Raw genomic sequence first — 25,660 nt, 5'->3', positions numbered from 1 at the left:
GCGAGATGGCCGAAGTGTAAGCCGGCCTTCGCGTCAGCCCGTGACGCCGTGCAGCACCGGGTCCGGCTCCCGCAACAGCGCGCGTCGCATGGCTCGTTGTTCGTCCAGCGTCGTCGGCCCCAGCCACGCGAGCTTCCCCGCCACCCACGTCGCGACGGGGACACCATCGCGATACAGCACGCGCGCGCCGAGGTGGCGCGGCACCTTGTCGCCGGCCAGCACGGTGCCGACCAGGTTCAACGGATCCAGCGCGGACACGCTGACCAGCGCGCCGTCGTGCGGGCGCTTGCGCACGGCGCGCAAGGCGCCGATCGCTTCGGGCAGCGCGAACTGTTCGCCCGACAGGCCCGCGATGAAGCGGCCGCCGCGGATTTCGCCGCGGGCTTCGAGGCGGTGGTAGACGCGCAGCAGGTCGCGCCACGGCGGCAGCCACGCGGCTTCGCGTTCGAGCAGGCGCCAGCCGACGACGCCGTAACGCCGCAGCAAGGTGCGCGCGATGTGTTCGAGGGACTCCGGCGACAGCGGTTCACTCGTGTCGGCGTGCCGGCGCGTGAGCGTCCAGCGGCCGGCGTCCTCGATGCCGAACAGCGCGGTGCGACGGCCGCGACGACCGCCGAACGACGACGGCCGCTTGGCCTGCGGCACCAGCAACGCGCGCAGGCCGGCGAAGCTGTCGCAGTGCACGCGACCGCGCGCGACCAGTTCGGCCAGCGCGTCCTCGAGTTCGGTGCGCAGCAGGTGCGCGCCGCCGACGAGTTCGTCGAAGAACGAGGCGCCGTGGTCGCGCAGGTAGTCCGCGACCTTTTCCGCGCGCGACGACAACGCCGCATCTTCTTCGCCGCGATGCGCGGCCACGTGCGTCCACGTCGCGAGCTGGCGGCGCGGCAGCAGCACGATCGGCGTTGCGCGCACGGGGCCGCTGGTCGTCGAGGTCGAGCGCCCTGCCCCGGTGTCGACCGGCGTGTGGCGCAGGCGCGCCCACGTCACGCGGCCGGCGGTGCACAGGTCGTCGAGCCAGGCGATCGAATAGTCGGCGACGCGCGCCGGCAGCAGGTCGCTTTCCCACGCCGAGGCCGGGGCTTCGAAGCCTTCGAGTTGCGCGAGCACGCCGGCCAGCGCTTCGGGACCGCTGACGCGTGCGCCCGGCGCGACACGTTGCCAGTCGCACAGGAAGCGCAGGTAGTCGCGCGGTTCGACGGGTTCGATTTCGCGGCGCAGGCGCCCGATCGTGTAGCGATGGATGCGCGCCAAAAGATGACGTTCGCACCATTCCTCGTCGTGCGGTGCATCGGGGCCCGGGGTGAAGCGGCCGCGCATCGCGAAGCCTTCGCTTTCCAGCGTGGCGAGCGCGAGGTCGATCGTGCTGCGCAACAGGCCCAGCGCTGCAGCGAGTTGCGCGGCGGTGACCGGGCCGAGGCCGGTGAGCCGCGCACGCAGGAGCGCGACGGTGGCGTCTTCCGGCGTCCACGTGCGGGCGAATTCGGCGGGCGTCGCGATCGCGGGCTGCATCATCGCGGCCGGATGCAAGGCCTGCGCCTGCGGCAAGCGTTCGGCGGGCCACCACTGACCCCCGGCGATCGCCAGGCGCGTGGCGCGCTGGTCCTTCGCCAATGCGTCGAGCCAGCGCTGCCAGCCATGCAGGTCGGCTTCGGCCTGCGTCACGCAGCCCAGGCCCATCAGCGCGTCGTGCATTTCATCGGCGTTGCGGGCGTCGGGCCAGGCTTGCGCGCGGACTTCGTCGATCGCGGCGGCGTCGAGGCGGCCAAGGTCTTCCGCCGTGTCGGCTTCGCCATAGCGGCGCGCCATGACGGCCTGCGTGCGGCGTTCTTCCAGCGGTGCGTCGTCGAGGAAGGCGTACGGCCGCGCGTTGAGGGCTTCGGCGGCGAACGGGGACGGCGCGGTGAGGTCGCGCGCGACGATGTCGATCTCGCCCGATTCCATGCGCCTCAGGACATCGAGCCAGCCGGCCGCATCCATCGCCTCGTGCAGGCAGTCGTCGAGCGTCTGCGCGACCAGCGGGTGGTCGGGCACTTCGCGTTCGCCGACCAGGTTTTCCGCGCACGCCACCTGGTCCGGGAACACGGTGGCCAGCAAATCCTCCGACCGCATCCGCTGCAACTGCGGCGCCACTTTCTTCCCGCCCGTGAAGCGCGGCAGTGCGAGCGCCGTCGTCGCGTTCCAGCGCCAGCGCACGCCGAACAAGGGGGCATCGAGCAACGCCTGCACCAGGATGTGTTCGGCCGAGGACGAATGCAGGTAATGCGCGACTTCGATCAGCGGGAAGCTGTGGCTGGTGGAGAGCGACAGGACGATCGCGTCTTCGGTGGCCGCAGCCTGCAATTCGAAATTGAACTTGCGGCAGAAGCGCTTGCGCAGCGCCAGCCCCCACGCGCGGTTGACGCGGCTGCCGAACGGCGAATGCACGATGAGCTGCGTGCCGCCGGATTCGTCGAAGAAGCGTTCCAGCACGATGCGCGACTGCGTGGGCATGGCGCCCAGCGACACGTGCTGGCGCGCCAGGTAGTCGGCGAGCTGGCGCGCGGCGTCTTCGGGCAGGCCGACGTCGTTGACGAGCCACGCGATCGCGTCGGTCAATGCGTCGTCGCCTTCGCCCAGTCGCGCGACCACTTCTTCGCGCAACCGCGAGACGCCCTGCGAGAGCTCATCCGTGCGTCCCGGCGCTTCGCCGAGCCAGAACGGGATCGTCGGCGGCGCGCCGTGCGCGTCTTCCACGCGCATGCGGCCGGGCTCCAGCTTCAGGACGCGATAGCTGGTGTTGCCGAGCTGGAAGATGTCGCCGGCGATGCTTTCGATCGCGAAGTCTTCGTTGACCGAGCCGATGTTGAGCGCCTGCGGCTCCAGCACCACGGCGTAGTCGCCGGTGTCGGGGATCGTGCCGCCCGACATCACCGCGGTGACGCGCCCGCCCTGCCGGCCGCGCAGGCGGCGATGCACGGCGTCGCGATGCACGTAGCCGGCGCGCGGGCCGCGCCGCGTGGTGAAGCCTTCGGTGAGCATCGCGACCACGGCGTCGTAGTCCTTGCGCGCGAGCTGCGCATACGGCCACGCGCGGCGTACGAGGTCGTACAACGCATCCTCGTCCCATTCCTGCATCGCGACTTCGGCGACCAGGTGTTGCGCGAGGACATCCAGCGGCGCGCGCGGCAGGTGCAGCGCATCCAGTCCGCCGCGACGCACGCAGTCGAGCAGCGCGGTGCATTCGGCGAGGTCGTCGCGCGATTGCGGGAACAGGCGCCCCTTCGGCGTGCCGCCGACGTGGTGCCCCGACCGCCCGACGCGCTGCAGGAACGCCGCGATCGCGCGTGGCGACCCGAGCTGGCACACGAGGTCCACGTCGCCGATGTCGATGCCCAGTTCGAGCGACGCGGTCGCGATCAGCACCTTCAGCTGCCCGGCTTTGAGGCGCTGCTCCGCATCCAGGCGCAATTCGCGCGCGAGGCTGCCGTGGTGCGCCGCGACGTGTTCGCGGCCGAGCTTTTCGCCGAGGTGCCGCGCGGCGCGTTCGGCCATGCGGCGCGTGTTGACGAAGACGAGCGTGGTGCGGTGCTGCTCGACCAGTTGCGCGATGCGCGCGTAGACCTGGTCCCATTGCTCGTTGGACATCACCGCCGACAACGGCGTGGGCGGCACTTCGATGGCGAGGTCGCGCGCGCGGGTGTAGCCGATGTCGACGATCGCGCAGTCGGGCGTGCCGTCGGGCGCCACGGCGGCGCTGCCGACGAGGAAGCGCGCGACTTCATCGATCGGTTTCTGCGTGGCGGACAAGCCGACGCGCACGAGTGCGCGGCCGCACAGCGATTCGAGGCGTTCCAGCGACAGCGACAAATGACTGCCGCGCTTGCTGGCGGCCACCGCGTGGATTTCGTCGACGATCACCGTGCGCGCCTTCGACAGCATCGCGCGGCCCGACTCGGAGCCGAGCAACACGTACAGCGACTCCGGCGTGGTCACCAGCACGTGCGGCGGGGCGCGGCGCATCTGCGCGCGTTCCTTCTGCGGCGTGTCGCCGGTGCGTACGGCGGTCCGGATGGGGACGTCGGGAAGGCCGAGGCGTTCGAGCTCTTCGCGGATACCGGCGAGCGGCGCTTCGAGGTTCAGGTGGATGTCGTTCGACAGCGCTTTCAACGGCGAGACGTAGACGACGTGCGTCTCGTCGGACAGGCCGGTCGACAGGCCTTCGCGCACGAGCGCATCGATGGCGGCGAGGAACGCGGTGAGCGTCTTGCCCGACCCGGTGGGCGCGGCGACGAGCGTGTTGCGGCCGCTGGCGATCGCCGGCCAGGCCAGCGATTGCGCTTCCGTGGGCGACGGGAACGTGCGCGAAAACCACGCCGCGACCGCGGGGTGGAACTGGGCGAGGACGGAGGCCGGGGGCATGCCCGCGGGATTATCCGCCCGGGATTCGCGAGGGGGATGAACGGGCATGGCACGAGCCTGGCACGGGCCCGTCTCACCTCCTGCGACGCAAAGAAAAAGCGGGCCGAAGCCCGCTTTTTCGTGAAGCCTGCGATGTCGCGCGGCCGATTACTCGGCGGTCACGCCCTCGCCTTCTTCCACGGCCTTCATCGACAGGCGGATGCGGCCCTGCTTGTCGACTTCCAGCACCTTGACCTTCACCACGTCGCCTTCCTTGAGCTTGTCGCTGACCTTCTCGACGCGCTCGTTGGAGATCTGCGAGACGTGCACCAGGCCGTCCTTGCCCGGCAGGATGGTCACGAACGCGCCGAAGTCCATCAGCTTGACGACCTTGCCTTCGTAGATGCGGCCCGGCTCGACGTCGGAGGTGATCTGCTCGATGCGCGCCTTCGCGGCCTGGGCGGCGGCGGCGTTGACCGAAGCGATGACGATCGTGCCGTCGTCCTGGATGTCGATCTGCGTGCCGGTTTCCTTGGTGATCGCCTGGATGGTCGAGCCGCCCTTGCCGATCACTTCGCGGATCTTGTCGGGGTGGATCTTCATCGTCAGCAGGCGCGGCGCGAACTCGCTCAGCTCACCGCGCGGCGTGGTGATGGCGTTGGCCATCTCGCCGAGGATGTGCAGGCGGCCGGCCTTCGCCTGGGCCAGCGCGACCTTCATGATTTCCTCGGTGATGCCCTGGATCTTGATGTCCATCTGCAGCGCCGAGATGCCCTTCTGCGTGCCGGCCACCTTGAAGTCCATGTCGCCGAGGTGGTCTTCGTCGCCCAGGATGTCGCTCAGCACGACGAAGTCGTCGCCTTCCTTCACCAGGCCCATCGCGATGCCCGCGACCGGCGCGGAGATCGGCACGCCCGCGTCCATCAGCGCCAGCGAGGAACCGCAGACGGAGGCCATCGACGAGGAACCGTTGGACTCGGTGATTTCCGACACGATGCGGATGGTGTACGGGAAGGCTTCCATCGACGGCATCACGGCGAGCACGCCGCGCTTGGCGAGGCGGCCGTGGCCGATTTCGCGGCGCTTCGGGCCCATCATGCGGCCGGCTTCACCCACGGAGAACGGGGGGAAGTTGTAGTGGAACAGGAAGTGCTCCTTGTACTCGCCGGCGACGGCGTCGATGATCTGGCCATCGCGCGCGGTGCCGAGCGTGGCGACCACGATCGCCTGCGTCTCGCCACGCGTGAACAGCGAGGAGCCGTGCGTGCGCGGCAGGATGCCGACCTGCGAGTTGATCGGGCGCACGGTGTCGAGCGCGCGACCGTCGATGCGGACCTTGGTCGACAGGACCGAGCCGCGCATCGTCTGGTATTCCAGTTCGCCGAATTCCTTGCCGAATTCGCCCTGCGTGAAGGCTTCGGCCTCGGCGCGGCCCGAGAGCTGCGCCCACAGGTCCTTCTTGATCGCCTGGATGGCGTCGCGGCGCTGGCCCTTGTCGCGGATCTGGTAGGCCTGCGCGAGCTGCGTGCCGGCGCCTTCCTTGATGGCGGCGATCAGGCCCTGGTGCTTGGTCGGCTCGACCCACGTGTTGGCCTTCGTGCCGGCTTCGACGGTGAGTTCGTTGATCGCGTTGATGACCTTCTGCATCTCGCGGTGGCCGAACATCACGGCGCCGAGCATCACGTCTTCCGACAGTTCCTTCGCTTCGGACTCGACCATCAGCACGGCGTTGGACGTGCCGGCGACGACGAGTTCGAGTTCGGAATCGGCGAGTTCCGTCATCGACGGGTTGAGGATGTACTGCCCGTTCTTGTAACCGACCTTGGCGGCGCCGATCGGGCCCTGGAACGGGGTGCCGGCGAGCGACAGCGCGGCGGACGCGCCGATCAGCGCCGGGATGTCACCGTCGACTTCCGGGTTGAGCGACATCACCGTGGCGATGATCTGGACTTCGTTGCGGTAGTCCTCGGGGAACAGCGGGCGGATCGGGCGATCGATCAGGCGCGAGATCAGCGTTTCCTTTTCGGTCTGGCGCCCTTCGCGCTTGAAGAAGCCGCCCGGGATGCGGCCGCCGGCGTAGAACTTCTCCTGGTAGTCCACCGTGAGGGGGAAGAAGTCCTGGCCTTCGCGCGCCGACTTGGCGGCGACGGCGGTGACCAGCAGGACGGTGCCGTCGACCTTGACGACCACGGCGCCGGACGCCTGGCGGGCGACTTCGCCGGTTTCGAGGGTGACTTCGTGCTTGCCGTACTGGAAGGTCTTGGTGATTTTCGCCACGTGAGGATGTCCTTGGAATTGCTAGCTGATGAACCGCGACGGCCCTTGCCGACGTCGGTGCGGTCGCTGCGCGACCTGGGGGGCTTTGAAGAAAAACGTACTGCCGAAACGAAGACCGCGGCGCATTCCTGCGCCGCGGTCGGGTAGTGCTTTAGCGACGCAGGCCCAGCTTCTCGATCAGGCTCTTGTAGCGCTCGATGTCCTTGCGCTTGAGGTAGTCGAGCAGGCTGCGGCGGCGGTTGACCATCATCAGCAAGCCTCGGCGGCTGTGGTGGTCCTGCTTGTGCGTCTTGAAGTGGCCCGTCAGCTGTTCGATGCGGGCGGTGAGCAGGGCGACCTGGACTTCCGGCGAACCGGTGTCGTTGTCGCCGCGCTTGTGTTCGGAAATGACTTTCGCGGAATCGATGGACATGGAAAACCTCGTGTGATGCGCGGCCTCGCAGGAACGTCCGGGGTCCGGCCCGGGACGCACCGCATGGCCCGCCGCGTGCGGGAATGCAGGGATCTGCAGATGGGTGGTGCTGGAAAAGCCGCGGGATTGTAAGCGCCCGCTGCCTTTCAGGACAAGGGTTTAGCGACGGTCGGAGCGGGCTGGCCCAGTGCGGCCGCCCACGTGAACAGGCGTTGCGGGCGCAGGCAGCCGGTTTCATCCACCTGGCCCAGGCCGAGCGCGCGGCCCGCGTCGTCGTACAGCGCGACGCGGCCGGGCGTGGACGAGGCGCCGGCCACCGACTGGCCGCGCGCCAGGCGCATGGCCTGCGCGGCCGAGACGCGCAGGTGCGGCCACGCGGTCATGCCGGTTTCGATCGGGAGCAGGCAGGCGTCGAGCATGCGTTCGCCGCGGTCGGCGAGTTCCTGCAGGGCTTCCAGCGTCCACATGCGCGGATCGCGGAAGGGATCGACCCACAGGCGGCGCAGCTCGGCCACGTGCGCGCCGCACCCCAGCAGTTCGCCCAGGTCCCGCACGAGGCTGCGCACGTAGGTGCCCGAGCCGCATTCCACGTGCAGGCGCAGCAGCGGTTCGTCGCCGTGCAGCAGGTCGGCGGCGGAGATCAGTTCGAAGGCGTGGACGTCGACCGGCCGTGGCTCGACTTCGAGCACTTCGCCGCGGCGCGCGCGGGCATACATGGGTTCGCCGCCGCGCTTGAGCGCGGAATAGATCGGCGGCCGCTGCATCTGCGCGCCAGTGAGCGTCGCCAACGCGGCGTCGATGACGGGAATCGTGAGGGCGGGCACCGGCCGTTCGCGCAGCGGCGCGCCTTCGGCGTCATCGGTGTCGGTGACGATGCCCAGGCGCGCGACGGTTTCGTACCCCTTGCGCGCGCCGAGCAGGCCGCCGGCGATCTTCGTCGCTTCGCCGAAGCACACCGGCAGCAGGCCGGTGGCGAGCGGATCGAGGCTGCCGGTGTGGCCGCCCTTCTCCGCGCGGAACAGATGGCGCACGCGCTGCAACGCCTGGTTGGAACTCAGGCCGCGGGGTTTGTCGAGGAGCAGGATGCCGTCGAGCTTGCGGAAGCGCGTGCGCTTGCCGGGGCTCGGGACTCGGGGCTCGGGGCTCGGGTCCAAAGGCGATCCGTGGTCAGGCGTCCGGCGTTCCGGGACCTGCGTCCCGCAACAGGTGGTCGATGCGCTCGCCCTTGTCGACGGAATCGTCGTAATGGAAATGCAGTTCGGGCACGTGGCGCATCTTCACCGCGCGCGCGAGCTGGTAGCGGATTTCCGGCGCGAGCGCCTTGAGCGCCTTGACCGTTTCCGCCGCCTTCTCGGCCTGCAGCACGGTCACGAACACCTTGGCATGCGCCATGTCGCGCGTGACTTCAACGTCGGAGACGCTGGTGGACCCCAGGCCATGCTCGCGCACGGCGGCGTGCACGAGCGTGCCCAGCTCGCGGCGGAGCTGGGCCGACACGCGGTCGGTGCGATGGAAGGACTTCTGCGCCATGGGAGTGTGGAGCGCGCGCCTTACAGCGTGCGCTGCACCTCGATGCGCTCGAAGCATTCGATCTGGTCGCCCGGCTTGACGTCGTTGTACGCCTTGACGCCGATGCCGCACTCGGTGCCGTTGCGCACCTCGTCGACGTTCTCCTTGTAGCGACGCAGCGATTCCAGCTCGCCCTCGTAGACGACGGTGTTGTCGCGCAGCACGCGGATCGGCTTGCTGCGCTTGACCACGCCTTCGATGACCATGCAGCCGGCGACCGCGCCGAACTTGGAGCTGCGGAACACGTCGCGCACCTCGGCGATGCCGATGATCTCTTCGCGGATCTCCTTGCCGAGCACGCCGGAGGCGATCTGCTTCACCTGGTCGATGACGTCGTAGATGATCGAGAAGTACCGCAGGTCGACGCCGTTGGACTCGATGACCTTGCGCGCCGATGCGTCGGCACGGACGTTGAAGCCGATGACCGTGGCCTTCGACGTCGCCGCCAGCGTGGCGTCGGACTCGGTGATGCCGCCCACGCCGCCGCCGATCACGTTGATGCGGATCTGCGGGTTGGACAGGCCGGTGAGCGCTTCGCGCAGCGCCTGCACCGAACCCTGCACGTCGGCCTTCACCAGCAGGTTGAGCGTCTGCTGGGCAGCGCCCTCGCCCATCTGCGCCATGATGTCTTCCATGCGGTTGCCCGCCTGGCTGACGAGGCGCGATTCGCGGCGCTTGGCATCGCGCTGCTGCGCGACGTCCTTCGCCAGGCGTTCGTCTTCGACCACCGTGAAGTCGTCGCCCGCATCCGGCACGCCGGACAAGCCGAGCACCTGCACGGGAATCGACGGCGTCGCTTCCGGCACCTGCTTGCCCGTTTCGTCGAACAGCGCGCGCACGCGGCCGTACTGCACGCCGCACACCAGGTAATCGCCCTTGCGGAGCGTGCCCTGCTGCACGAGCACGGTGGCGACCGGGCCGCGGCCCTTGTCGAGCGCCGACTCGATGACCACGCCGCTGGCGCGGCCGTCGAACACGGCGCGCAGCTCGAGCACTTCGGCCTGCAGCGTGATCGCGTCGAGCAGGTTGTCCACGCCCTGGCCGGTCTTGGCGGACAGTTCCACCATCTGCGTGTCGCCACCGAATTCCTCGGCGACCACGCCCTGCGCGAGCAGGTCGTTCTTGACGCGCAGCGGATCTGCGTCGGACTTGTCGATCTTGTTGACGGCGACGATGAGCGGCACGCCCGCGGCCTTCGCGTGCTGCACCGCTTCGATCGTCTGCGGCATCACGCCGTCGTCGGCCGCGACCACCAGCACGACGATGTCGGTGAGCTTGGCGCCGCGCGCACGCATCTGCGTGAACGCTGCGTGGCCCGGCGTGTCGAGGAAGCTGATGACGCCCTTGCTCGTTTCGACGTGGTACGCGCCGATGTGCTGGGTGATGCCGCCGGCTTCGCCCGAGGCGACCTTGGTGCGGCGGATGTAGTCGAGCAGCGACGTCTTGCCGTGGTCGACGTGGCCCATGATCGTGACGACCGGCGGACGCGGGAGCTTCTCGCCCTGCTGGTCCTCGGTGTGCGCGAGCAGCACGCCTTCCACGTCGCCGGCATCGGCGTGCACCGCCGTGTGGCCGAGTTCTTCGGTGACGAGCACCGCGGTGTCGTGGTCGATCGACTGCGTGATCGTGGCCATGACGCCCATCTTGAAGAGCATCTTGACCACCTCGCCGCCCTTCAGCGCGAGCTTCTGCGCGAGGTCGGCGACGGTGATGGTGTCGCCGATGACGATCTCGCGGACGATCGGCGCGGTCGGGCGGTTGAAGCCCGTGCCGGTGCGCGACTGGTCCTGCGAACGACGCTTGGTGGGGCGGCCGCGCGCGGCGCCGCGGCGGGCGCGCTCGGAGGCGCTGAGGTGCAGCTGGCCGGCGAAGCGCGCGGCGTTGTCGTCGTCCTCGATGGACGTGACCATCGCGTGCGAGCCGCGGTTGGGCTTGCCCTTGTGCGCGGCGGCCTTGTCGTCGACGCGCGGGGCGGCCGGCTTCGGATGACCGTGGTGGCCGGGCTTGGGCTTGGTGGTCTCTTCGGCCACGGCGGCTTCGGCGGCGGCGACGACGGCGGCCTGGCGTTCCTTCTCGGCGGCTTCGTCTTCCAGGCGCTTGCGCTCGGCGATCTCGGCCTTGCGCTTGGCGTCGGTCTCGGCGAGGCGCTGCTGTTCGGTAAGGTTGCGCTGGCGCGATTCCTCGAGCTTGCGCAGGATTTCCGCGCGCTCGGGATCCAGGCCCTCGATGGCCGCGGCCTGGGCGGCCGGCGAGCTGTCGATGACGGCCGCTTCGTCGGGCTTCATGTAGGTGCGCTTCTGGCGCACTTCGACGGCGACGGTGCTCTTGGTGCGGCCCTGGGCGACCGTCACTTCCTGCACCTTGCGGCGGTTGAGCGTGATCTTCGAGGGCGCGGCCGCGTCGGCGGCCGGTGCGTCGGCCTTGCCGTGCGTGCGTCGCAGGAAGCCCAGCAGCTTCACTTTCTCGGTGCTGGTGACGACCTGGTCCGGACCGTTGAAGCTCATGCCCGCCTCGGACAGTTGCTCCAGCAGTTTTTCGACCGGCGTATTCACCAGTTCGGCGAGCTTGCGGATGGTGGTTTGCTGCGACATTCGTTATCCGTTTCGTGGCCCGGGTCCTGCGTTGGCCCCGGGCTGAGGGGGGCGATTCTAGCGCGGGCCGCGTCGGCCCCCGCGAGTCGCTCGCGTGTTACTCGAACCAGTGCTTGCGCGCTTCCATGATCAGGGCCGCGGCACGCTCGGCATCCATGTCTTCGATGTCGGTGATCTCGTCCACCGCCATGTCGGCCAGGTCGTCGCGCGTGCGGATGCCGCGCGAGGCCAGCACGTAGGCCGTGGCCTCGTCCATGCCCGCGAGCGAGAGCAGGTCTTCGGCGGGCTGGTGCTCGTCGAGTTCCTCTTCCACCGCCAGCGCTTCGTTGAGCAGCGCGTCGCGGGCGCGGGCGCGCAGTTCCTCGACGATGTCCTCGTCGAAGCCCTCCACCGCCAGCAGCTCGCCGACCGGCACGTACGCGATCTCTTCGACCGTGGTGAAGCCTTCCGACACCAGGATGCCGGCGATCTCTTCGTCGACTTCCAGCTTTTCCATGAACAGGCCGCGCGCGGCGGTCTGCTCGGCTTCGCTCTTGGCCTGCACCTGGTCGGCGGTCATGACGTTGAGCTGCCAGCCCGACAGGCGGCTGGCGAGGCGCACGTTCTGGCCGCCCTTGCCGATCGCCTGGGCGAGGCGGTCTTCGGCGACCGCCAGGTCCATCGAATGCTTTTCTTCGTCGACGATGATCGACTGCACTTCGGCCGGCGCCATCGCGTTGATCACGAACTGCGCGCTGTTGTCGCTCCACAGGATGATGTCGACGCGCTCGCCGTTGAGCTCGTTGGACACGGCCTGCACGCGCGAACCGCGCATGCCGATGCACGCGCCGATCGGATCGGTGCGGTGGTCGTGCGCGAGCACGGCGATCTTGGCGCGGTCGCCCGGATCACGCGCGCAGGCCTTGATTTCCACCAGGCCCTGGCCGACTTCCGGCACTTCGAGCTTGAACAGCTCGATCATGAATTCCGGCGCGGCGCGGCTGATGAACAGCTGCGGGCCGCGCGGTTCGGTGCGCACGTCGTAGAGGTAACCGCGGACGCGGTCGCCGGCGCGCAGCACGTCGCGCGGGATGCCCTTGTCCTTCGGAATGAAGGCCTCGGCGTTGCCGCCCAGGTCCACGAAGATGTTGCCGCGCTCGGCGCGCTTGACGATGCCGGTGACGAGTTCGCCGACGCGGTCCTTCCACTGGTCCACGACCTGCGCGCGCTCGGCTTCGCGCACGCGCTGCACGATCACCTGCTTGGCGGCCTGTGCGGCGATGCGGCCGAAGTCCGGGTTTTCGATCTGTTCTTCGATGTAGTCGCCCACTTCGGCGCCTTCGCTTTCGTCCAGCGCATCCATCAGGCGCAGCTGGCGGTCGGGCGATTCCATGACCACGTCGTCGGCCACCACTTCCCAGCGGCGGTAGGTCTCGTAGTTGCCGTCCTTCGGGTCGATCTGCACGCGCACGAGCACGTCCTGGTCGGGGTAGCGCTTCTTGGCGGCGGACGCCAGCGCGGCCTCGATGGCCTCGAAGATCACGGACTCGGGCACGCCCTTTTCATTGGCGACCGCGTCGACGACAAGCAGGAGTTCTTTGGACATCGTGAAAGTCTCTCTACGAAATGCGGGTTGCGTTGCGAAGCGCGGGTCTTACGACTTCTTCTTCGCGGCTTTTTTCTTGCCCGGGCGCGCATCGCGGCCACTGGCGTCTTTTGCGGGTGCGAAGCCAAGCGCGGCCCAGTCGGGCACCAGCTTGGCCTTCTCGATGTTCTCGAAGGACACCGCGAACGGCTGCCCATCGACATCGAAGGTGATCGTGTCGCCGGCGACGGCGTCGATGCGGCCCTGCAGCCGGCGGCGGCCGTCCTGCGGGAGCTTCAGCGTCACCTTCGCCACCTGCCCCGCGAACCGCTGGTACTGCGCGGGGGCGAACAGCGGGCGGTCGATGCCGGGCGAGGACACTTCGAGCGTGTAGTTGCCGCTGATCGGATCCTCGACGTCGAGCTGCGCGGACACCTCGCGGCTGACGGCTTCGCAATCCTCGATGCCGACGTTGCGCTCGGCGGCCTCGGCTTCCGGCACGTCGATGTAGAGGCGCAACACGGCACCGCCGGGCGACGGGAGATAGTCGGCGCCGAGCAGTTCCAGGCCCAGCGACGTGACGGTCGGGGCCAGCAAGGCTGAGATTTCGCTCGCTTTGTCGGTCATGTGGGTCCGGGTCGGAAAAACAAAAAGGGGCCCGGCGGGCCCCTTGTCCGATACAACTGGATGTCGGCGGGGCGCCCGTGCTGCAGCGCCTCCAAGCCCGCGTCCCCGAATGAAAAAAGGCTCCGAGGAGCCCTTGATCGCCAGCCCGGGGAGCTGGTGCGGCGCGCAGTGTAGTCCCCTGCCCCGTTCACGGCAACCCCGAGGGGCAAGCCTGAACACTTGGCCATCGGCAAACGCGTGTCACCCAATTGGAGGATTGCGCTCACCTGGCGTGGACGAGCGCTGCTCTACGGTGCGCGCCATCCCCCAGCGTTCCCCGGAGTTCCCAATGCCCCGCGTCCAGACTCTCGTCGCCGTCATGCTGCTGGCGTCCTGCTGCGTCGGCACCTCCCTGATGGCGCAGCAACGCGTCCCGACGCTGGTGTTCCAGGAAGTCGCCAAGGCGAAGGCCGTGCGCGAGGCGAAGACCGCCGCGGACGCCGAAGCCGCCCAGGCCCAGGCCTCGGTGCAGCCGCAGGGTCCGTCCTCGGACCAGGCCGGCGCGAAGTAATCCCGCGAATTCGGCGCCTCAGGGCGCCGTCGACGTGATCCGTTCGACCAGGCGCCGCAGCGCGGCGTCCTCCGGGACCTCGTGGCCCAGGACCCAGCGCCACAGCCGATCGTCTTCCGTATCGAGCAATTGCAGGAACGTGTCGCGTTCCTGCGGCGACGACGTGCGCCATCGCGTGTCGAGCCAGCGCTCCAGCAACTGATCGAGCTCGCGCATGCCGCGCCGACAGCGCCAGCGCAGCTTGCGGATCTCGGTCTCGTCGTCCATCAGCCTCGTCTGGCCAGCATCAACTGCTTGATCTCGCCGATCGCCCGCGCCGGGTTGAGGCCCTTCGGGCAGGTCCGCGCGCAGTTCATGATCGTGTGGCAGCGATAGAGCTTGAACGGGTCTTCCAGTTCGTCCAGGCGCGCGCCGGTGTCTTCGTCGCGCGAGTCGACGATCCAGCGGTAGGCCTGCAACAGGATCGCGGGACCCAGGTACCGGTCGCCGTTCCACCAGTAGCTCGGGCAGCTCGTGGAGCAGCACGCGCACAGGATGCATTCGTACAGGCCATCGAGCAGCGCGCGGTCTTCCTTCGACTGCAGGCGTTCGCGGTCCGGCGGCGCCGGGGTCTGCGTGCGCAGCCACGGGCGGATCGACGCGTACTGCGCGTAGAAGTGCGTCATGTCCGGCACGAGATCCTTCACCACCGACATGTGCGGCAGCGGATAGATCGGCACTTCGGGCTTGGTGCAGTCCCTGATCGCGCGCGTGCACGCCAGCGTGTTGGTGCCGTCGATGTTCATCGCGCACGAGCCGCAGATGCCTTCGCGGCACGAACGGCGGAACGTGAGCGTGGGATCGATCTCGTTCTTGATCTTGATCAGCGCGTCGAGAACCATCGGGCCGCACGTCGCCAGGTCCACGTCGTACGTATCCACGCGCGGGTTCAAGCCGTCGTCGGGGTTCCAGCGGTACACCTTGAAGGTGCGCACCTTCGTCGCGCCGGCGGGCGCCGGGAAATGCTTGCCCGGCTGGATCTTGGAGTTCTTCGGGAGTGCGAATTCGGCCATGGGTGATCTCCCGATCAGTAGACGCGCGGCTTCGGCGGAACGACGTCGACGTCGCCGCTGAGCGTGTACATGTGCACCGGGCGATAGTCGATCTCGGTGGTCCCGTCTTCGTGTACCCAGCAGACGCTGTGCTTCTGCCACTGCGTGTCGTCGCGATCCGGGAAATCCTCGCGCGCATGCGCGCCGCGGGATTCGGTGCGGTTCTCGGCGGACACGATCGTGGTGAGCGCCTGGCCAAGCAGGTTCTGCAGTTCCAGGCTTTCGACCAGGTCGGAGTTCCAGACCAGCGAGCGGTCGGTCACGCGCACGTCGGCGAACGAGGCGTGGATCTCGCGGATCTTCTTCACGCCCTCGGCCAGTGTTTCACCGGTGCGGAACACCGCGGCGTCGGCCTGCATGGCGCGCTGCATGTTGTTGCGGATCTCGGCGGTGGGCAGCGAGCCGCGCGCGTTGCGCACGCGATCCAGGTTGGCCAGCGACTTGTCGCAGGCGTCCGAGGCCAGCGGCTTGTGCGGGCCGCCCGGCTTGATCGTCTCGGCGCAGCGGTTGGCGACCGCGCGGCCGAACACGACCAGGTCGAGCAGCGAGTTCGAACCCAGGCGATTGGCGCCATGCACCGACACGCACGCGGCTTCGCCGATCGCGTACAGGCCCGGCACCACCGCGTCGGGATCGCCGTTGCGCAGCTGCACGACTTCGCCGTGGTAGTTGGTCGGGATGCCGCCCATGTTGTAGTGGACGGTGGGGATGACCGGGATCGGTTCCTTCTCCACGTCCACGCCCGCGAAGATGCGCGCGCTCTCGGCGATGCCGGGGAGCTTTTCGTGGATGTCCTTCGGGTCCAGGTGCGTGAGGTCCAGGTTGATGTGGTCCTTGTGCGCACCGACGCCGCGGCCTTCGCGGATTTCGATGGTCATCGAACGCGAGACGACGTCGCGCGAGGCGAGGTCCTTCGCGTTCGGCGCGTAGCGTTCCATGAAGCGCTCGCCGTTGGCGTTGCGCAGGATGCCGCCTTCGCCGCGCACGCCTTCGGTGATCAGGCAACCGGCGCCGTAGATGCCGGTGGGATGGAACTGCACGAACTCCATGTCCTGCATGCCCAGGCCCGCGCGCAGCGCCATGCCGCCGCCGTCGCCCGTGCAGGTGTGCGCGGACGTGGCCGAGAAATACGCGCGGCCGTAGCCGCCAGTGGCCAGCACCACGCCCTGCGCGCGGAACAGGTGCAACGTGCCTTCGGCCAGGTCCAGCGCGAGCACGCCGCGGCAGGCCCCCTCCTCGTCCATGATCAGGTCGAGCGCGAAGTACTCGATGAAGAAGCGCGCGTCGTGCGCGAGCGACTGTTGGTACAGCGTGTGCAGGATCGCGTGGCCGGTGCGGTCGGCCGCGGCGCACGTGCGCTGCGCGATGCCCTTGCCGTAGTGCGTGGTCATGCCGCCGAAGGGACGCTGGTAGATCTTGCCGTCTTCGGTGCGCGAGAACGGCACGCCCTGGTGCTCGAGCTCGATGATCGCGGGGATGGCCTCGCGGCACATGTATTCGATCGCATCCTGGTCGCCCAGCCAGTCCGACCCCTTGATGGTGTCGTAGAAGTGGAAGCGCCAGTCGTCCTCGCCCATGTTGCCGAGCGCGGCGGAGATGCCGCCCTGCGCCGCCACGGTGTGCGAGCGCGTCGGGAACACCTTGGTGATGCACGCGGTCTGCAGGCCCTTCTGCGCGAGGCCGAAGGTGGCGCGCAACCCGGCGCCGCCGGCGCCGACGACGATCATGTCGTACTTGTGTTCGGTGATCTTGTAGGCGGAAGGAACGTTCGGAGAGGTCATGTCGTCAGGCCGTCAGCGCGATGCGGGCGATCGCGTACACCGACGCGATCGCGCCGAGCGTGCACAGGAAGGTGTTGAGCAGGTGCAGCGCCACTTCGGAGGCGCGCGTGTGCACGTAGTCCTCGATGACGACCTGGATGCCGAGCTTGGCGTGCCAGAACATCGCGATCGAGAACGCCGACAGCAGGATCGCGTTCCACGGCCGCGCAAGCGTTTCGCGCGCGGTCTGCGCGTCGCTGCCGGCCATCGAGACGAGCATGCCGATCAGCCACGGCACCAGCAGCGCGAGCGCGACTGCGGTGACGCGCTGGATCCAGAAGTGTTCGGTGCCGGTCTTGCCGGAGCCCAGGCCGCGGGCGCGGCCGAGCGGCGTGCGCAGGTCGTTCCGCATCACACCACCCCCAGGGCAAGCACCCAGATCAGCGCGGTGAACACCACCGTGAGCGCCGCCACCGTGTACCCCGACTTGTAGACCTCGGGGATGTCGTAGCCGCGGCCGGCATCCCACATCAGGTGCCGGATGCCGTTGAGCAGGTGGTAGACCAGCGCGAGCGAGAAGCCGAACAGCAGGAACAGGCCGACGGGCGAGCCGACGATGTGCATCGCGCGGCCGGCGGTTTCGCCACCCTGCGCCATCGCCAGCAACCACCAGGCGAGGCCGAAGGCGCCGATCGTCAGTCCGACACCGCTGACGCGGTGGAGGATCGACATCGTCATCGTGATCTGCCAGCGATACACCTGCAGGTGCGGGGACAGGGGACGTTCGCGGGTCGCCATCGTGGCTGGTCCTTCGTCAGTGGCGCGGTGTGCTTTCGAGGTGTCTTGCGGGGCGAGCGTCAGAAATCGATGCAGCGGCCGTTCTTTTCCCAATCGCCGAAGCGCGTGGGATCGATCTGTCGACCGTCCGGCCCCTTGCGGCCCCCGATTTCCACGGGCGCGGGCACGTCGCCATCGACGGGCTTGCCCTCCGGCGCCGTCGACTGTGCCCCATCGGGCACGCCTTGCGCGTCGGTACGTGGTTCGGATTGACCTATGATTTGCGTCGTCACAGCCCGCGAAGTTTAAGTCCCGCCACGGATGCCGAACAACCCGCAGTCCATTTCAGAGCTTTCGGACGCCCTTGCGCCCGCCCCCCGCTTCGCCTTGCCGGGCCATCGCGTGATCGCCTTGTCCGGGCGCGACGCGGTGGCGTTCGCGCAGGCACAGTGCATGAACGACGTCGAGGGCGTGGCCCCCGGACGCTGGCAGTGGAACGGGTGGCTGACACCCAAGGGGCGCGTGATCGCCCTGTTCGCGCTGGCGCGGATGGCAGCGGACACCTTGTGGCTGATCGTGCCGGATGCCGACGCAGAAGCCCTTGCGGCCGCGCTGCAGCGCTATGTGCTGCGTCGCCAGCTCAGCGTGGCGCTGCGTGACGACCTGCATGCGAGCGGTGCGTTCGAGGCGCCCGCGGTGGCGGTCGGCGCCCAGTTCGCGGGCGACGAAGCTTCTGCCGTCGAGTTCGATTTCAGCGGCTTCGGCGTGCCGCGCACGTTGCGGATCGCCTCCGTGCAGGCCGGCGTCGACCCGGATTCGGAAACGCGCTGGGCCGCGGGCGACCTGCGCCTGGGCTTCCCGCGCCTGCCGGCCTCGCAGGCCGAACAGTGGACGCCGCAGCAGCTGTCGCTCGACCGGATCGGGGCCTTCAGCGTGAAGAAGGGCTGCTATCCGGGCCAGGAGATCGTCGCGCGCACCCATTTCCTCGGGCAGGCCAAGCGTGGGCTGGCGTTGTTCGAAGCCGCGCAGGCGCCGGACGTCGGGGTTTCGGTCGAAGTCGGCGCCGGCGCGCTCGGTCAGGTCGTGAGCACGGCGCGCAACGGCGAAGGCCATGTCGTCCTCGCCGTGTTGCCGGTCGAACGGCCCGATGCGGCGATCAGCGCAAGCGGGATCGCACTGCGCGAACGCGCCTTGTTGGCGGGGCTCGCGCGGTAACGACCGCGATCAACCGGCGATGCGATCCGCGGCGGCGACGATGTCCTCGTCCGACGGAATCACCAGGAACGCAGCCCCCGCCAACGGCGTGAACGTATCGGCGCCCACCACGCGCTGGAACGGGCGCGCGGCGTAACCGCCTTCCACGATCGCGGTGATCACGCCTTCGCTCACGCCCGCGCTCTTGCGGCCTTCGTCGACGATGAGGATGCGCTTCGCGTTCTTCGCCTGGTCGCGGATGAACGCATCGTTGAGCGGCACCAGCCAGCGCAGGTCCACCACGCGCGTCTTCCAGCCGTGCTTGCGCTGGATCTCGCGCGCGGCGCGCAGGCTCATCGGCACGCCGTTGCCGAAGGTGAAGATCACCAGGTCGTCGCCTTCGCCGTAGACGCGGCCTTCGCCGAGCGTCATCGCCTGGTCGGGCGCGGGGTACTCGGTGAGCCAGCCGCCGTCGCCCGCTTCGTACAGGTCCTTCGTCATGTACAGCGCGATCGGTTCGAGTACCGCGCACACGCGGCCGTCGACCTTCGCCAACGCCGCGAGCGTGCGGAACATCATCGCGGCATCGTCGCCGCGCGACGGGCAACCGACGACCAGGCCGGGAATGTCGCGCAACGCGGTGATCGAGTTGTCGTTGTGGAAATGCCCGCCGAAGCCGCGCTGGTAACCGAGCGAGGCGATGCGCATCACCATCGGGTTGCGGTACTGGCCGTTGCTGAAGAACTGCAGGCTCGCCGCCTCGCCGCGGATCTGGTCGCAGGCGTTGTGGAAATACGCCAGGTACTGGATCTCGGGGAACGGCAGCATCCCCATGTTCGCGTAGCCCTGCGCCAGGCCCAGGATCACCGTTTCGTCGAGCAGCGTGTTGAACACGCGGCGGTTCGAGAACGCCTTGTGCAGGCCCTTGGTCACCGTGTACACGCCACCCTTCTGCGCGACGTCCTCGCCGAACAGCAGCGCTTCGGGATACTTCACGAACAGATCGTGCAGCGCGTTGTTGATCTGGATCGCGAGGTGGCGCGGCAGTTGCTTCTCCGGCAGCTTCGCCTCGCCGCCGAACACCTGTTCGCGGCGCGCGGCGTCGGGCACGCGCGTCGCTTCGGCGCGCACGGCGTCCGGCGAATACGGCGCGAGCGGCGCCATGACATCTTCGAGCTTCGTCAGGCGCGGGCGGCTGTCGGCGTCTTCGGCCGCGGCGAAACACTTCTTCCGCGTGTCTTCGTACAGCGCGAGGATCTGGTCCTTCGACATCAGGCCCGACTCGAGCGCGATCGCCGCCGAACGCAGCAGCGGATCGCTCGCCTCCACCGCGCACAACTCTTCGATCGAACGCCATTCGATTTCGAAGTCGGTGCCGGCGTGGCCCATGATCCGCGTGGTGCGCAGGTGCAGGAACGTCGGGCGGCGCGTGCGGCGGCAATGCTCCACCGCGGCCTGCACGTCGCCGTAGCCGTTCGCGAGGTCCAGGCCGTCGGCGTAGAAGTAATCCAGGTCCTTGCGGTCCTTGAAGTTCTGCCCCACCCAGCCCGTCGGCGTCTTCACCGAGATGCCGATGCCGTTGTCCTCGCACACGAACAGCACCGGCGCTGGCAGCTTCTGGTACGCGGTCCACGCGGCGGCGTTGAACGCGGTCTGCGCGGTGGCGTGGTTGCTCGACGCATCGCCGAAGGAGCACACGACGATGCTGTCGTCGGGGATCGGCAATGCATGGCCGATGCGCGGGCCCTGCTCGATCGCGATCGCGGTGCCGAACGCCTTCGGCAAATGCGAGGCGATGGTCGAGGTCTGCGGCAACACCCACAACGGCTTGCTGCCCCACACCTTGTGGCGGCCGCCGGACGCGGGATCTTCCGCGCTCGCGGCGAACGACAACGCCGAATCCATGATCGGATCCATGCCCGGCAACTTGCGGAAGCGCTCGGCCATGAAGCCGCCCGAGCGGTAATGCAGGAACGCCGGATCGGTGTGGCGCGTCAGGCGCGCGACCATCGCGTTGCCTTCGTGGCCGCTGGACCCGATCGTGTAGAAGACCTTGTTCTGCACGCGCAGCACGCGCGCCATCAGGTCGAGGTGCCGCGAGATCAGCTGCGATTCGAACAACGCACGGAAGCCCTGCGCATCGAGCGCGCTGCCGTCGAGGATCGCTTCGTGCGGCGCGGGTGCGGCGTCGGCGTGGCCGTTCCAGTCGCGCACGAATTCCTGGAAGTTGACGTCGCAGATCTCGGCGCGGTTGAGGCCCTTCATGCGGGCGGGGATGACGGTCATGGGCGACTCTCGGGCGAAGGGGTGCGGGGGGAACGCCACGCGGAGGCATGGCGGCGCAATTGCGTGCCCTGCCGTCGCACGACGACGGCGAGCAGGAAAGTGGTGAGGAGCAACGCCAGCGCGATCCAGCGCCAGGGCGCGGCGTTGTTCCAGGGGTTGCCCGGCGCGTCGGCGGCGTCGGCGGCCTCCGCGCCGATCTCGACGGAATAGCGCATCAAGGCCTGGATGCGATCCACGTCGTCGCGCACGCGCGCGTAGTCGGCGGGCGGGACTTCGGCCGCCAGGCGCTTCCATTCGCCGACGATCTCCAGCGTGTCGCCCACCACGCGCACCGTGCGGTGGAAGGTGAAGTACGCGTTCGCGACGGTGTCGTCGCTCGCCGGGATGTCCCAGCCGCTGCCCAGGTGCGTGCGTACGACCTGCCGCCCGCTGCGCGGGCCTTCGAGCGCAAGCGGCATCGTGCGCACGTCCAGGTCGAGGTCCGGCAACCAGTCGATCAGCTGGAACAGCACGATGTCGAAGTCCGCGCCCTGCGAGGCGGGCCAGTGCAGCGAATAGCGTTCGGTGGTGCGCACGGCGCCCACGCTGGCGTCGCGCTCGCGCAACGACGGCGTGCCCGCGCTGCGCAGGCCGGCGTAGTAGCGGCGCATGTAGGTGAGGTAGCGCGTGGCCGGGTCTTCGGCGCCGTCGGCGAAATCGTCGCGGACGTCGTCGGCCTTCTCGTTGCGGTAATCGCTGACCACGACGAAATCGGCGCGATAGCCCTTGTCGTCTTCATGCAATGCGATGCGCTGGCCGACGTCGACCTCGGGACGGCGCGGCAGGGGTTGCGGGATCGCGACGAGCTTGTCGCAGCCTTCGCAGATCGGCAGGCCGAGTTCGAACGGCAGCGGCGTGCGATCGGCCAGTGCGTCGGCTTCGGGATCGCGCGTGGGATCGATCCACACGACCTGGTCGCCGAGGTGCGCGCGCACGACCACGTGGTCGAACACAGTCGCGCTCGGTTGCCGGCCGGCGAGCGACCTGCGGGCCTCGGTGTCGACGAGCACGGGCTCGGCGCGGATGCCCGCTTCGGCCAGCAGCGCCGACAACAGCAGCGACTTGTCCTTGCAGTCGCCGAAGCGGCGCGCGATGACGGTTTCGGGCGCGTTGGGCTCGTGCGAATTCTTGCCCATGTCCAGCGCGGTGTAGCGGATCTGGCCTTCGACGAAGGCGATCGCACGCATCATCGCGGCGCGCGGGTCCTTGTCGTCCAGGCGCAGGTCGTGCACCAGCTTCTGCGCGAGCGCGCGGTCGCTGAAGTGCGGCCGGTACATCGGCAAGGCCCAGGCGACGATGTCGGACCACGTGCGCGCGGTCGACAGGTCGATGCGGCCCCACGGGTCGAAGCTCGACGGCATGTCGTCTTCGGCCGCAACGCGGTGCAGGCGATGCGCGACGAATTCGACGTAGCGATGCCCGCCCTCCTCGCCTTCCTTGCGCGTGTAATCGGTGGTCGGCGCACGCGCAAACAGCGGCGCATCGGCATCGAAGCGCGCACGCACGCGGCGATAGCCCAGCGCCGTGCTGAAGCGCGCGCGATAGCTGTCGAAGTACGCACGCCCGAACACCGGATTGGCGCCCACGGTGCTGAAGCTGACATCGACGATGTCGCCCACGCGCACGTCCGGCACCGTGATGCTCAGCGTGTTCTCGCCGTCGAAGATGCCCGAGTCCAGGTCTTCTTCGCGCCGCAGCACTTGCAGCTGCGCATCGCGGCGGTGATCGATGCGCTGGCCGTCGCGCCACACGTCGAGCGTGTGCAACTCGACGCGCTGGTAATCGGGCTGGAACGCGATCGACACCTGCCCGCCTTCGGCGAGCGCACGCGGGCCGTCCATGCGCGTGGCGAAGCGGCGATACCAGACCGGTTGCGCCTGCGTGGTGTCCACCTGGTCGTCGAGCAGCAGGTAGCGCGTGCCATCGCTCGTCGGCGCGGCATCGGCCGCCGCGGGCATCGGCGCGAGATGGACCCAGGCGGGCGTGGGGGTGAGCGTGTGCGGAGTCGCGGCGAAGCTCGGGCTCGCGATCAGCAGGCAAGCCAGCAGGAGGATCGCGAGCGACGCGCGGAGGTTCATGCGGTGCGCGCCACGCGCTCGGCGGCTTCGGCGTCCAGGCCGACCATCTCCACGAACCCCGGCGTTGCGCGCACGCGCCCCAGCCAGGCGCGGATTGCGGGGTACGGTTCGAGCGACACGCCGCCATGCGGTGCGACATCGGTGTAGGCGAACAGCGCGATGTCGGCGACGCCGTAGCGCTCGCCGGTGAACCACGCGTGCGTGGAAAGATGGCGTTCCATCACCGCGAGCGCGCCGTGCGAACGCTCGCGCAGGCGCGGCAGGTCGGCGCGGCGCGGCGAATCCAGCGGCGTCCAGCCGGCGATGAAGCGCGCGACGGCGACGAAAGGTTCGTGGCTGTACTGCTCGAAGAACATCCACGACAGCGCCTGCGCGCGCGCCCACGCATCGGCCGGCAGGTACTGCGTGCCGTCGGCGAGCCAGCACAGCATCGCGTTGGATTCGGTGAGCACGGCGCCATCGTCGCGCACCAGCACGGGCACCTTGCCGTTCGGATTGAGCGCGAGGAAGTCAGGCGTGTGCGTGGCGCCCTGGTCGCTGCGCGTTTCGATCCAGCGAAACGGGCGGCCCAGGTGTTCGAGCAGCAGGCGCACCTTGTGGCAGTTGCCCGAAGGCGAGAAGCCGTGGACGGTGACGGGCGCCTGCGTGTTCATCGCTGCGCGCGCCGTGCGTTCCACTCGTCCCGCGTCTGGCCCCAGATTTCGATCGGGACGTCTTCGAACGGTGCAGGCAACTTGCCGGGGCCGCGGTTGCGCGATCCCAGGCGGCGTGCGAGTTCCTGCGAGCCGAAGTTCTCGTAGTCGATCGAATGGATCACGTCGGTCCAGCCCAACTCGTCGAAGGCCCAGTCGATCGCGGCGGTGGCGGCTTCGAGCGCATAGCCCTTGCCCCAGGCCTTGCGGCGCAGCGCCCAGCCCACTTCGGTGCCGGGCCAGCCTTCGGGCTGCCACGGGCCGATGTTGCCGATCCACTCGCCGCTGGACTTCTCGATCACCGCGAACATGCCGAAGCCCTGCAGCACCCAGGCACCGGGCATCTGCAGGAACTTGCGCCATGCCGCGGCGCGCGGCGAGGTGCCACCGATGTAGCGGCAGGCTTCCTCGTCCGATTGCAGTTCGGCGAAATAGTCGAAGTCTTCGGCACGCTGCACGCGCAGCAGCAGCCGCGGGGTTTCGAGCCGTGTATCGAGCCTGTTGACTGCGGACATCGGCGCCCCGTCGTTGGTCAGAACGCGCTGATGCCCGTGAGCTCGCGGCCGATCACCAGCTGGTGCACGGTTTCCGTGCCTTCGTAGGTGATCACCGATTCCAGGTTGAGCGCGTGGCGGATGGCGCCGTGCTCGGTGGTGATGCCGGCGCCGCCGAGCAGGTCGCGGCATTCGCGCGCGATGTCGATGGCCATGCGGCAGTTGTTCCACTTCGCCAGCGACACCTGCGAGGGCTGCATCTTGCCGGCGTCCTTCAGGCGACCCAGCTGCAGCACGAGCATCTGCGCCAGCGTGATGCGGCGCGCCATCTCGGCCATCTTGATCTGCGCGCTCTGCGTGGCCGCGACGGGGCGGCCGAACAGGATGCGTTCCTTCGTGTAGTGCAGCACTTCGTCCAGGCACGCGATGGCGGCGCCGATCGGGCCCCACGTGATGCCGTAGCGCGCCTGCGTCAGGCAACCCAGCGGGCCCTTGAGGCCCTTCACGTTGGGCAGGCGGTTGGCTTCGGGCACGCGCACGTTGTCGAAGAACAGCGCGCTGGTCACCGACGCGCGCAGCGACATCTTGTGCTTGATCTCCTGCGCGGCGAACCCGGCCATGCCCTTCTCGACGACGAAGCCCTGGATGCCGTCGTCGGTCTGCGCCCACACGATCGCGATGTCGGCGAGGTTGCCGTTGGTGATCCACATCTTCGAACCGTTGAGGATCCAGTCGTCGCCGTCGCGGCGCGCGTTGGTCTTCATGTTGGCCGGATCCGACCCGCCCTGCGGCTCGGTCAGGCCGAAGCAGCCGATGACCTTCCCCTTCGCCATGTCCGGCAGCCAGCGCATGCGCTGTTCTTCGGTGCCGTAGGCGAAGATCGGGTACATGCACAGCGAGGACTGCACGCTGACGAAGCTGCGGATGCCGCTGTCGCCGCGTTCCAGTTCCTGGCAGATCAGGCCGTAGCTGACGGCGTTGAGGCCGGCGCAGCCGTACTTCTCCGGGAGCGAGGAGCCCAGCAGGCCCAGTTCGGCGATCTCGCCGACCAGTTCCTTCGGGAAGCGGCCCTGGTCGAAGGCATCGCCGATGATCGGCAGCACGCGTTCGTCCGTGAAGCGCGCCACGGTGTCCTGGACGGCCTGCTCCTCTTCGGTCAGCAGCGAACGGACGTCGAACAGGTCGTAGGGGTGCAGGGCCATGGGGGACAGCTCGGAGCGGCGGAAGCCGCGCATTGTACGAGGGGCGTCCCGGCGGCGGCACCCCGCGTAACCGGTTACTT

The 25,660-nt window shown here is 68.7% G+C and carries 20 protein-coding genes and 2 pseudogenes; 2 read left to right on the top strand and 20 right to left on the bottom strand.

Features of this window, described 5'->3' with window-relative positions:
- Positions 1-33: 33 nt before the first annotated feature.
- The 9 genes and pseudogenes from LYSCAS_RS12630 to rimP form a co-directional block, all read right to left on the bottom strand.
- On the bottom strand, positions 34-4,398 hold the full coding sequence (locus LYSCAS_RS12630; protein WP_213434382.1) for a DEAD/DEAH box helicase: 4,365 nt from the start codon (positions 4,396-4,398) through the stop codon (positions 34-36).
- A gap of 147 nt (positions 4,399-4,545) precedes the next feature.
- Positions 4,546-6,654, bottom strand: a complete 2,109-nt coding sequence (pnp, locus tag LYSCAS_RS12625; protein WP_213434381.1) for a polyribonucleotide nucleotidyltransferase — start codon at positions 6,652-6,654, stop codon at positions 4,546-4,548.
- Positions 6,655-6,805: 151 nt separating this feature from the next.
- Positions 6,806-7,066, bottom strand: coding sequence for a 30S ribosomal protein S15 (gene rpsO / locus LYSCAS_RS12620; RefSeq protein WP_036168046.1), 261 nt, complete (start codon positions 7,064-7,066; stop codon positions 6,806-6,808).
- Between the two features lie 146 nt (positions 7,067-7,212).
- Entirely contained in the window at positions 7,213-8,220 is a 1,008-nt protein-coding gene (gene truB / locus LYSCAS_RS12615; RefSeq protein ID WP_213434380.1) for a tRNA pseudouridine(55) synthase TruB, read from the bottom strand.
- Positions 8,221-8,233: 13 nt separating this feature from the next.
- On the bottom strand, positions 8,234-8,596 hold the full coding sequence (rbfA, locus tag LYSCAS_RS12610) for a 30S ribosome-binding factor RbfA (RefSeq protein WP_213434379.1): 363 nt from the start codon (positions 8,594-8,596) through the stop codon (positions 8,234-8,236).
- A 20-nt stretch (positions 8,597-8,616) separates the two neighbouring features.
- A pseudogene (gene infB, locus LYSCAS_RS12605) lies at positions 8,617-10,614 on the bottom strand (translation initiation factor IF-2); the annotation flags it as partial.
- A 54-nt stretch (positions 10,615-10,668) separates the two neighbouring features.
- Positions 10,669-11,226 (bottom strand): annotated as a pseudogene (locus tag LYSCAS_RS16180) (translation initiation factor IF-2 associated domain-containing protein); the annotation flags it as partial.
- 97 nt (positions 11,227-11,323) lie between these two features.
- Positions 11,324-12,811 (bottom strand): transcription termination factor NusA, encoded by a 1,488-nt coding sequence (gene nusA, locus LYSCAS_RS12600; protein ID WP_213434377.1) that lies wholly within the window; start codon positions 12,809-12,811, stop codon positions 11,324-11,326.
- Between the two features lie 48 nt (positions 12,812-12,859).
- Positions 12,860-13,417, bottom strand: a complete 558-nt coding sequence (gene rimP / locus LYSCAS_RS12595) for a ribosome maturation factor RimP (RefSeq protein WP_213434376.1) — start codon at positions 13,415-13,417, stop codon at positions 12,860-12,862.
- Positions 13,418-13,745: 328 nt separating this feature from the next.
- Between rimP and LYSCAS_RS12590 the strand changes: the two genes are divergently transcribed.
- Entirely contained in the window at positions 13,746-13,967 is a 222-nt protein-coding gene (locus LYSCAS_RS12590; protein WP_213434375.1) for a hypothetical protein, read from the top strand.
- An 18-nt stretch (positions 13,968-13,985) separates the two neighbouring features.
- On the opposite strand, the gene LYSCAS_RS12585 is transcribed toward LYSCAS_RS12590, so the two are convergent.
- The 6 genes from LYSCAS_RS12585 to LYSCAS_RS12560 are packed head-to-tail and all read right to left on the bottom strand — an operon-like array spanning position 13,986 to position 17,837.
- Positions 13,986-14,234, bottom strand: coding sequence for an FAD assembly factor SdhE (locus LYSCAS_RS12585; protein WP_213434374.1), 249 nt, complete (start codon positions 14,232-14,234; stop codon positions 13,986-13,988).
- On the bottom strand, positions 14,234-15,019 hold the full coding sequence (locus tag LYSCAS_RS12580; RefSeq protein WP_213434373.1) for a succinate dehydrogenase iron-sulfur subunit: 786 nt from the start codon (positions 15,017-15,019) through the stop codon (positions 14,234-14,236). Before LYSCAS_RS12580 ends, LYSCAS_RS12585 begins: the two co-directional genes overlap by 1 nt.
- Positions 15,020-15,033: 14 nt before the next feature.
- Positions 15,034-16,839: a succinate dehydrogenase flavoprotein subunit gene (sdhA, locus tag LYSCAS_RS12575; protein ID WP_213434372.1), complete on the bottom strand. Its 1,806-nt coding sequence runs from the start codon at positions 16,837-16,839 to the stop codon at positions 15,034-15,036.
- 4 nt (positions 16,840-16,843) lie between these two features.
- Positions 16,844-17,230: a succinate dehydrogenase, hydrophobic membrane anchor protein gene (gene sdhD, locus LYSCAS_RS12570; RefSeq protein ID WP_213434371.1), complete on the bottom strand. Its 387-nt coding sequence runs from the start codon at positions 17,228-17,230 to the stop codon at positions 16,844-16,846.
- On the bottom strand, positions 17,230-17,616 hold the full coding sequence (gene sdhC, locus LYSCAS_RS12565; protein ID WP_213434370.1) for a succinate dehydrogenase, cytochrome b556 subunit: 387 nt from the start codon (positions 17,614-17,616) through the stop codon (positions 17,230-17,232). Before sdhC ends, sdhD begins: the two co-directional genes overlap by 1 nt.
- A gap of 59 nt (positions 17,617-17,675) precedes the next feature.
- Entirely contained in the window at positions 17,676-17,837 is a 162-nt protein-coding gene (locus LYSCAS_RS12560; RefSeq protein WP_213434369.1) for a DUF1674 domain-containing protein, read from the bottom strand.
- A gap of 79 nt (positions 17,838-17,916) precedes the next feature.
- Between LYSCAS_RS12560 and ygfZ the strand changes: the two genes are divergently transcribed.
- Complete coding sequence (gene ygfZ, locus LYSCAS_RS12555; RefSeq protein ID WP_213434368.1) at positions 17,917-18,810, top strand: CAF17-like 4Fe-4S cluster assembly/insertion protein YgfZ; 894 nt, start codon at positions 17,917-17,919, stop codon at positions 18,808-18,810.
- Positions 18,811-18,819: 9 nt separating this feature from the next.
- Here the strand turns inward: ygfZ and LYSCAS_RS12550 are convergent, their stop codons facing one another.
- The 5 genes from LYSCAS_RS12550 to LYSCAS_RS12530 are packed head-to-tail and all read right to left on the bottom strand — an operon-like array spanning position 18,820 to position 25,580.
- Positions 18,820-21,075, bottom strand: a complete 2,256-nt coding sequence (locus tag LYSCAS_RS12550) for a thiamine pyrophosphate-dependent enzyme (protein WP_213434367.1) — start codon at positions 21,073-21,075, stop codon at positions 18,820-18,822.
- Positions 21,072-23,192: a DUF3857 domain-containing protein gene (locus tag LYSCAS_RS12545; RefSeq protein ID WP_213434366.1), complete on the bottom strand. Its 2,121-nt coding sequence runs from the start codon at positions 23,190-23,192 to the stop codon at positions 21,072-21,074. The genes LYSCAS_RS12550 and LYSCAS_RS12545 overlap by 4 nt, the downstream gene beginning before the upstream one ends.
- A complete protein-coding gene (locus LYSCAS_RS12540) occupies positions 23,189-23,845 on the bottom strand; it encodes a glutathione S-transferase family protein (protein WP_213434365.1) in 657 nt (218 codons plus the stop codon). The genes LYSCAS_RS12545 and LYSCAS_RS12540 overlap by 4 nt, the downstream gene beginning before the upstream one ends.
- Positions 23,842-24,399, bottom strand: a complete 558-nt coding sequence (locus tag LYSCAS_RS12535) for a GNAT family N-acetyltransferase (protein WP_213434364.1) — start codon at positions 24,397-24,399, stop codon at positions 23,842-23,844. The genes LYSCAS_RS12540 and LYSCAS_RS12535 overlap by 4 nt, the downstream gene beginning before the upstream one ends.
- A gap of 17 nt (positions 24,400-24,416) precedes the next feature.
- Entirely contained in the window at positions 24,417-25,580 is a 1,164-nt protein-coding gene (locus LYSCAS_RS12530; protein ID WP_213434363.1) for an acyl-CoA dehydrogenase family protein, read from the bottom strand.
- Positions 25,581-25,660 lie beyond the last annotated feature (80 nt).

The organism is Noviluteimonas caseinilytica (assembly GCF_018406605.1).
In the GTDB taxonomy this organism is placed as follows: domain Bacteria; phylum Pseudomonadota; class Gammaproteobacteria; order Xanthomonadales; family Xanthomonadaceae; genus Noviluteimonas; species Noviluteimonas caseinilytica.
The sequence above is the reverse complement of the archived record's forward strand: the minus strand, read 5'-3'. Positions and strand labels throughout refer to the sequence as shown.

What these genes read in the sequence shown, in the direction of transcription:
- rimP (WP_213434376.1), bottom strand. Translation starts at nt 13,417, where the DNA reads ATGACCGACAAAGCGAGCGAAATCTCAGCCTTGCTGGCCCCGACCGTC.
- sdhD (WP_213434371.1), bottom strand. Translation starts at nt 17,230, where the DNA reads ATGCGGAACGACCTGCGCACGCCGCTCGGCCGCGCCCGCGGCCTGGGC.
- LYSCAS_RS12590 (WP_213434375.1), top strand. Translation starts at nt 13,746, where the DNA reads ATGCCCCGCGTCCAGACTCTCGTCGCCGTCATGCTGCTGGCGTCCTGC.
- ygfZ (WP_213434368.1), top strand. Translation starts at nt 17,917, where the DNA reads ATGCCGAACAACCCGCAGTCCATTTCAGAGCTTTCGGACGCCCTTGCG.
- LYSCAS_RS12580 (WP_213434373.1), bottom strand. Translation starts at nt 15,019, where the DNA reads ATGGCCGAATTCGCACTCCCGAAGAACTCCAAGATCCAGCCGGGCAAG.
- rbfA (WP_213434379.1), bottom strand. Translation starts at nt 8,596, where the DNA reads ATGGCGCAGAAGTCCTTCCATCGCACCGACCGCGTGTCGGCCCAGCTC.
- sdhC (WP_213434370.1), bottom strand. Translation starts at nt 17,616, where the DNA reads ATGGCGACCCGCGAACGTCCCCTGTCCCCGCACCTGCAGGTGTATCGC.
- LYSCAS_RS12540 (WP_213434365.1), bottom strand. Translation starts at nt 23,845, where the DNA reads ATGAACACGCAGGCGCCCGTCACCGTCCACGGCTTCTCGCCTTCGGGC.
- LYSCAS_RS12585 (WP_213434374.1), bottom strand. Translation starts at nt 14,234, where the DNA reads ATGGACGACGAGACCGAGATCCGCAAGCTGCGCTGGCGCTGTCGGCGC.
- LYSCAS_RS12530 (WP_213434363.1), bottom strand. Translation starts at nt 25,580, where the DNA reads ATGGCCCTGCACCCCTACGACCTGTTCGACGTCCGTTCGCTGCTGACC.
- nusA (WP_213434377.1), bottom strand. Translation starts at nt 12,811, where the DNA reads ATGTCCAAAGAACTCCTGCTTGTCGTCGACGCGGTCGCCAATGAAAAG.
- LYSCAS_RS12535 (WP_213434364.1), bottom strand. Translation starts at nt 24,399, where the DNA reads ATGTCCGCAGTCAACAGGCTCGATACACGGCTCGAAACCCCGCGGCTG.
- rpsO (WP_036168046.1), bottom strand. Translation starts at nt 7,066, where the DNA reads ATGTCCATCGATTCCGCGAAAGTCATTTCCGAACACAAGCGCGGCGAC.
- LYSCAS_RS12630 (WP_213434382.1), bottom strand. Translation starts at nt 4,398, where the DNA reads ATGCCCCCGGCCTCCGTCCTCGCCCAGTTCCACCCCGCGGTCGCGGCG.
- sdhA (WP_213434372.1), bottom strand. Translation starts at nt 16,839, where the DNA reads ATGACCTCTCCGAACGTTCCTTCCGCCTACAAGATCACCGAACACAAG.
- LYSCAS_RS12545 (WP_213434366.1), bottom strand. Translation starts at nt 23,192, where the DNA reads ATGAACCTCCGCGCGTCGCTCGCGATCCTCCTGCTGGCTTGCCTGCTG.
- LYSCAS_RS12550 (WP_213434367.1), bottom strand. Translation starts at nt 21,075, where the DNA reads ATGACCGTCATCCCCGCCCGCATGAAGGGCCTCAACCGCGCCGAGATC.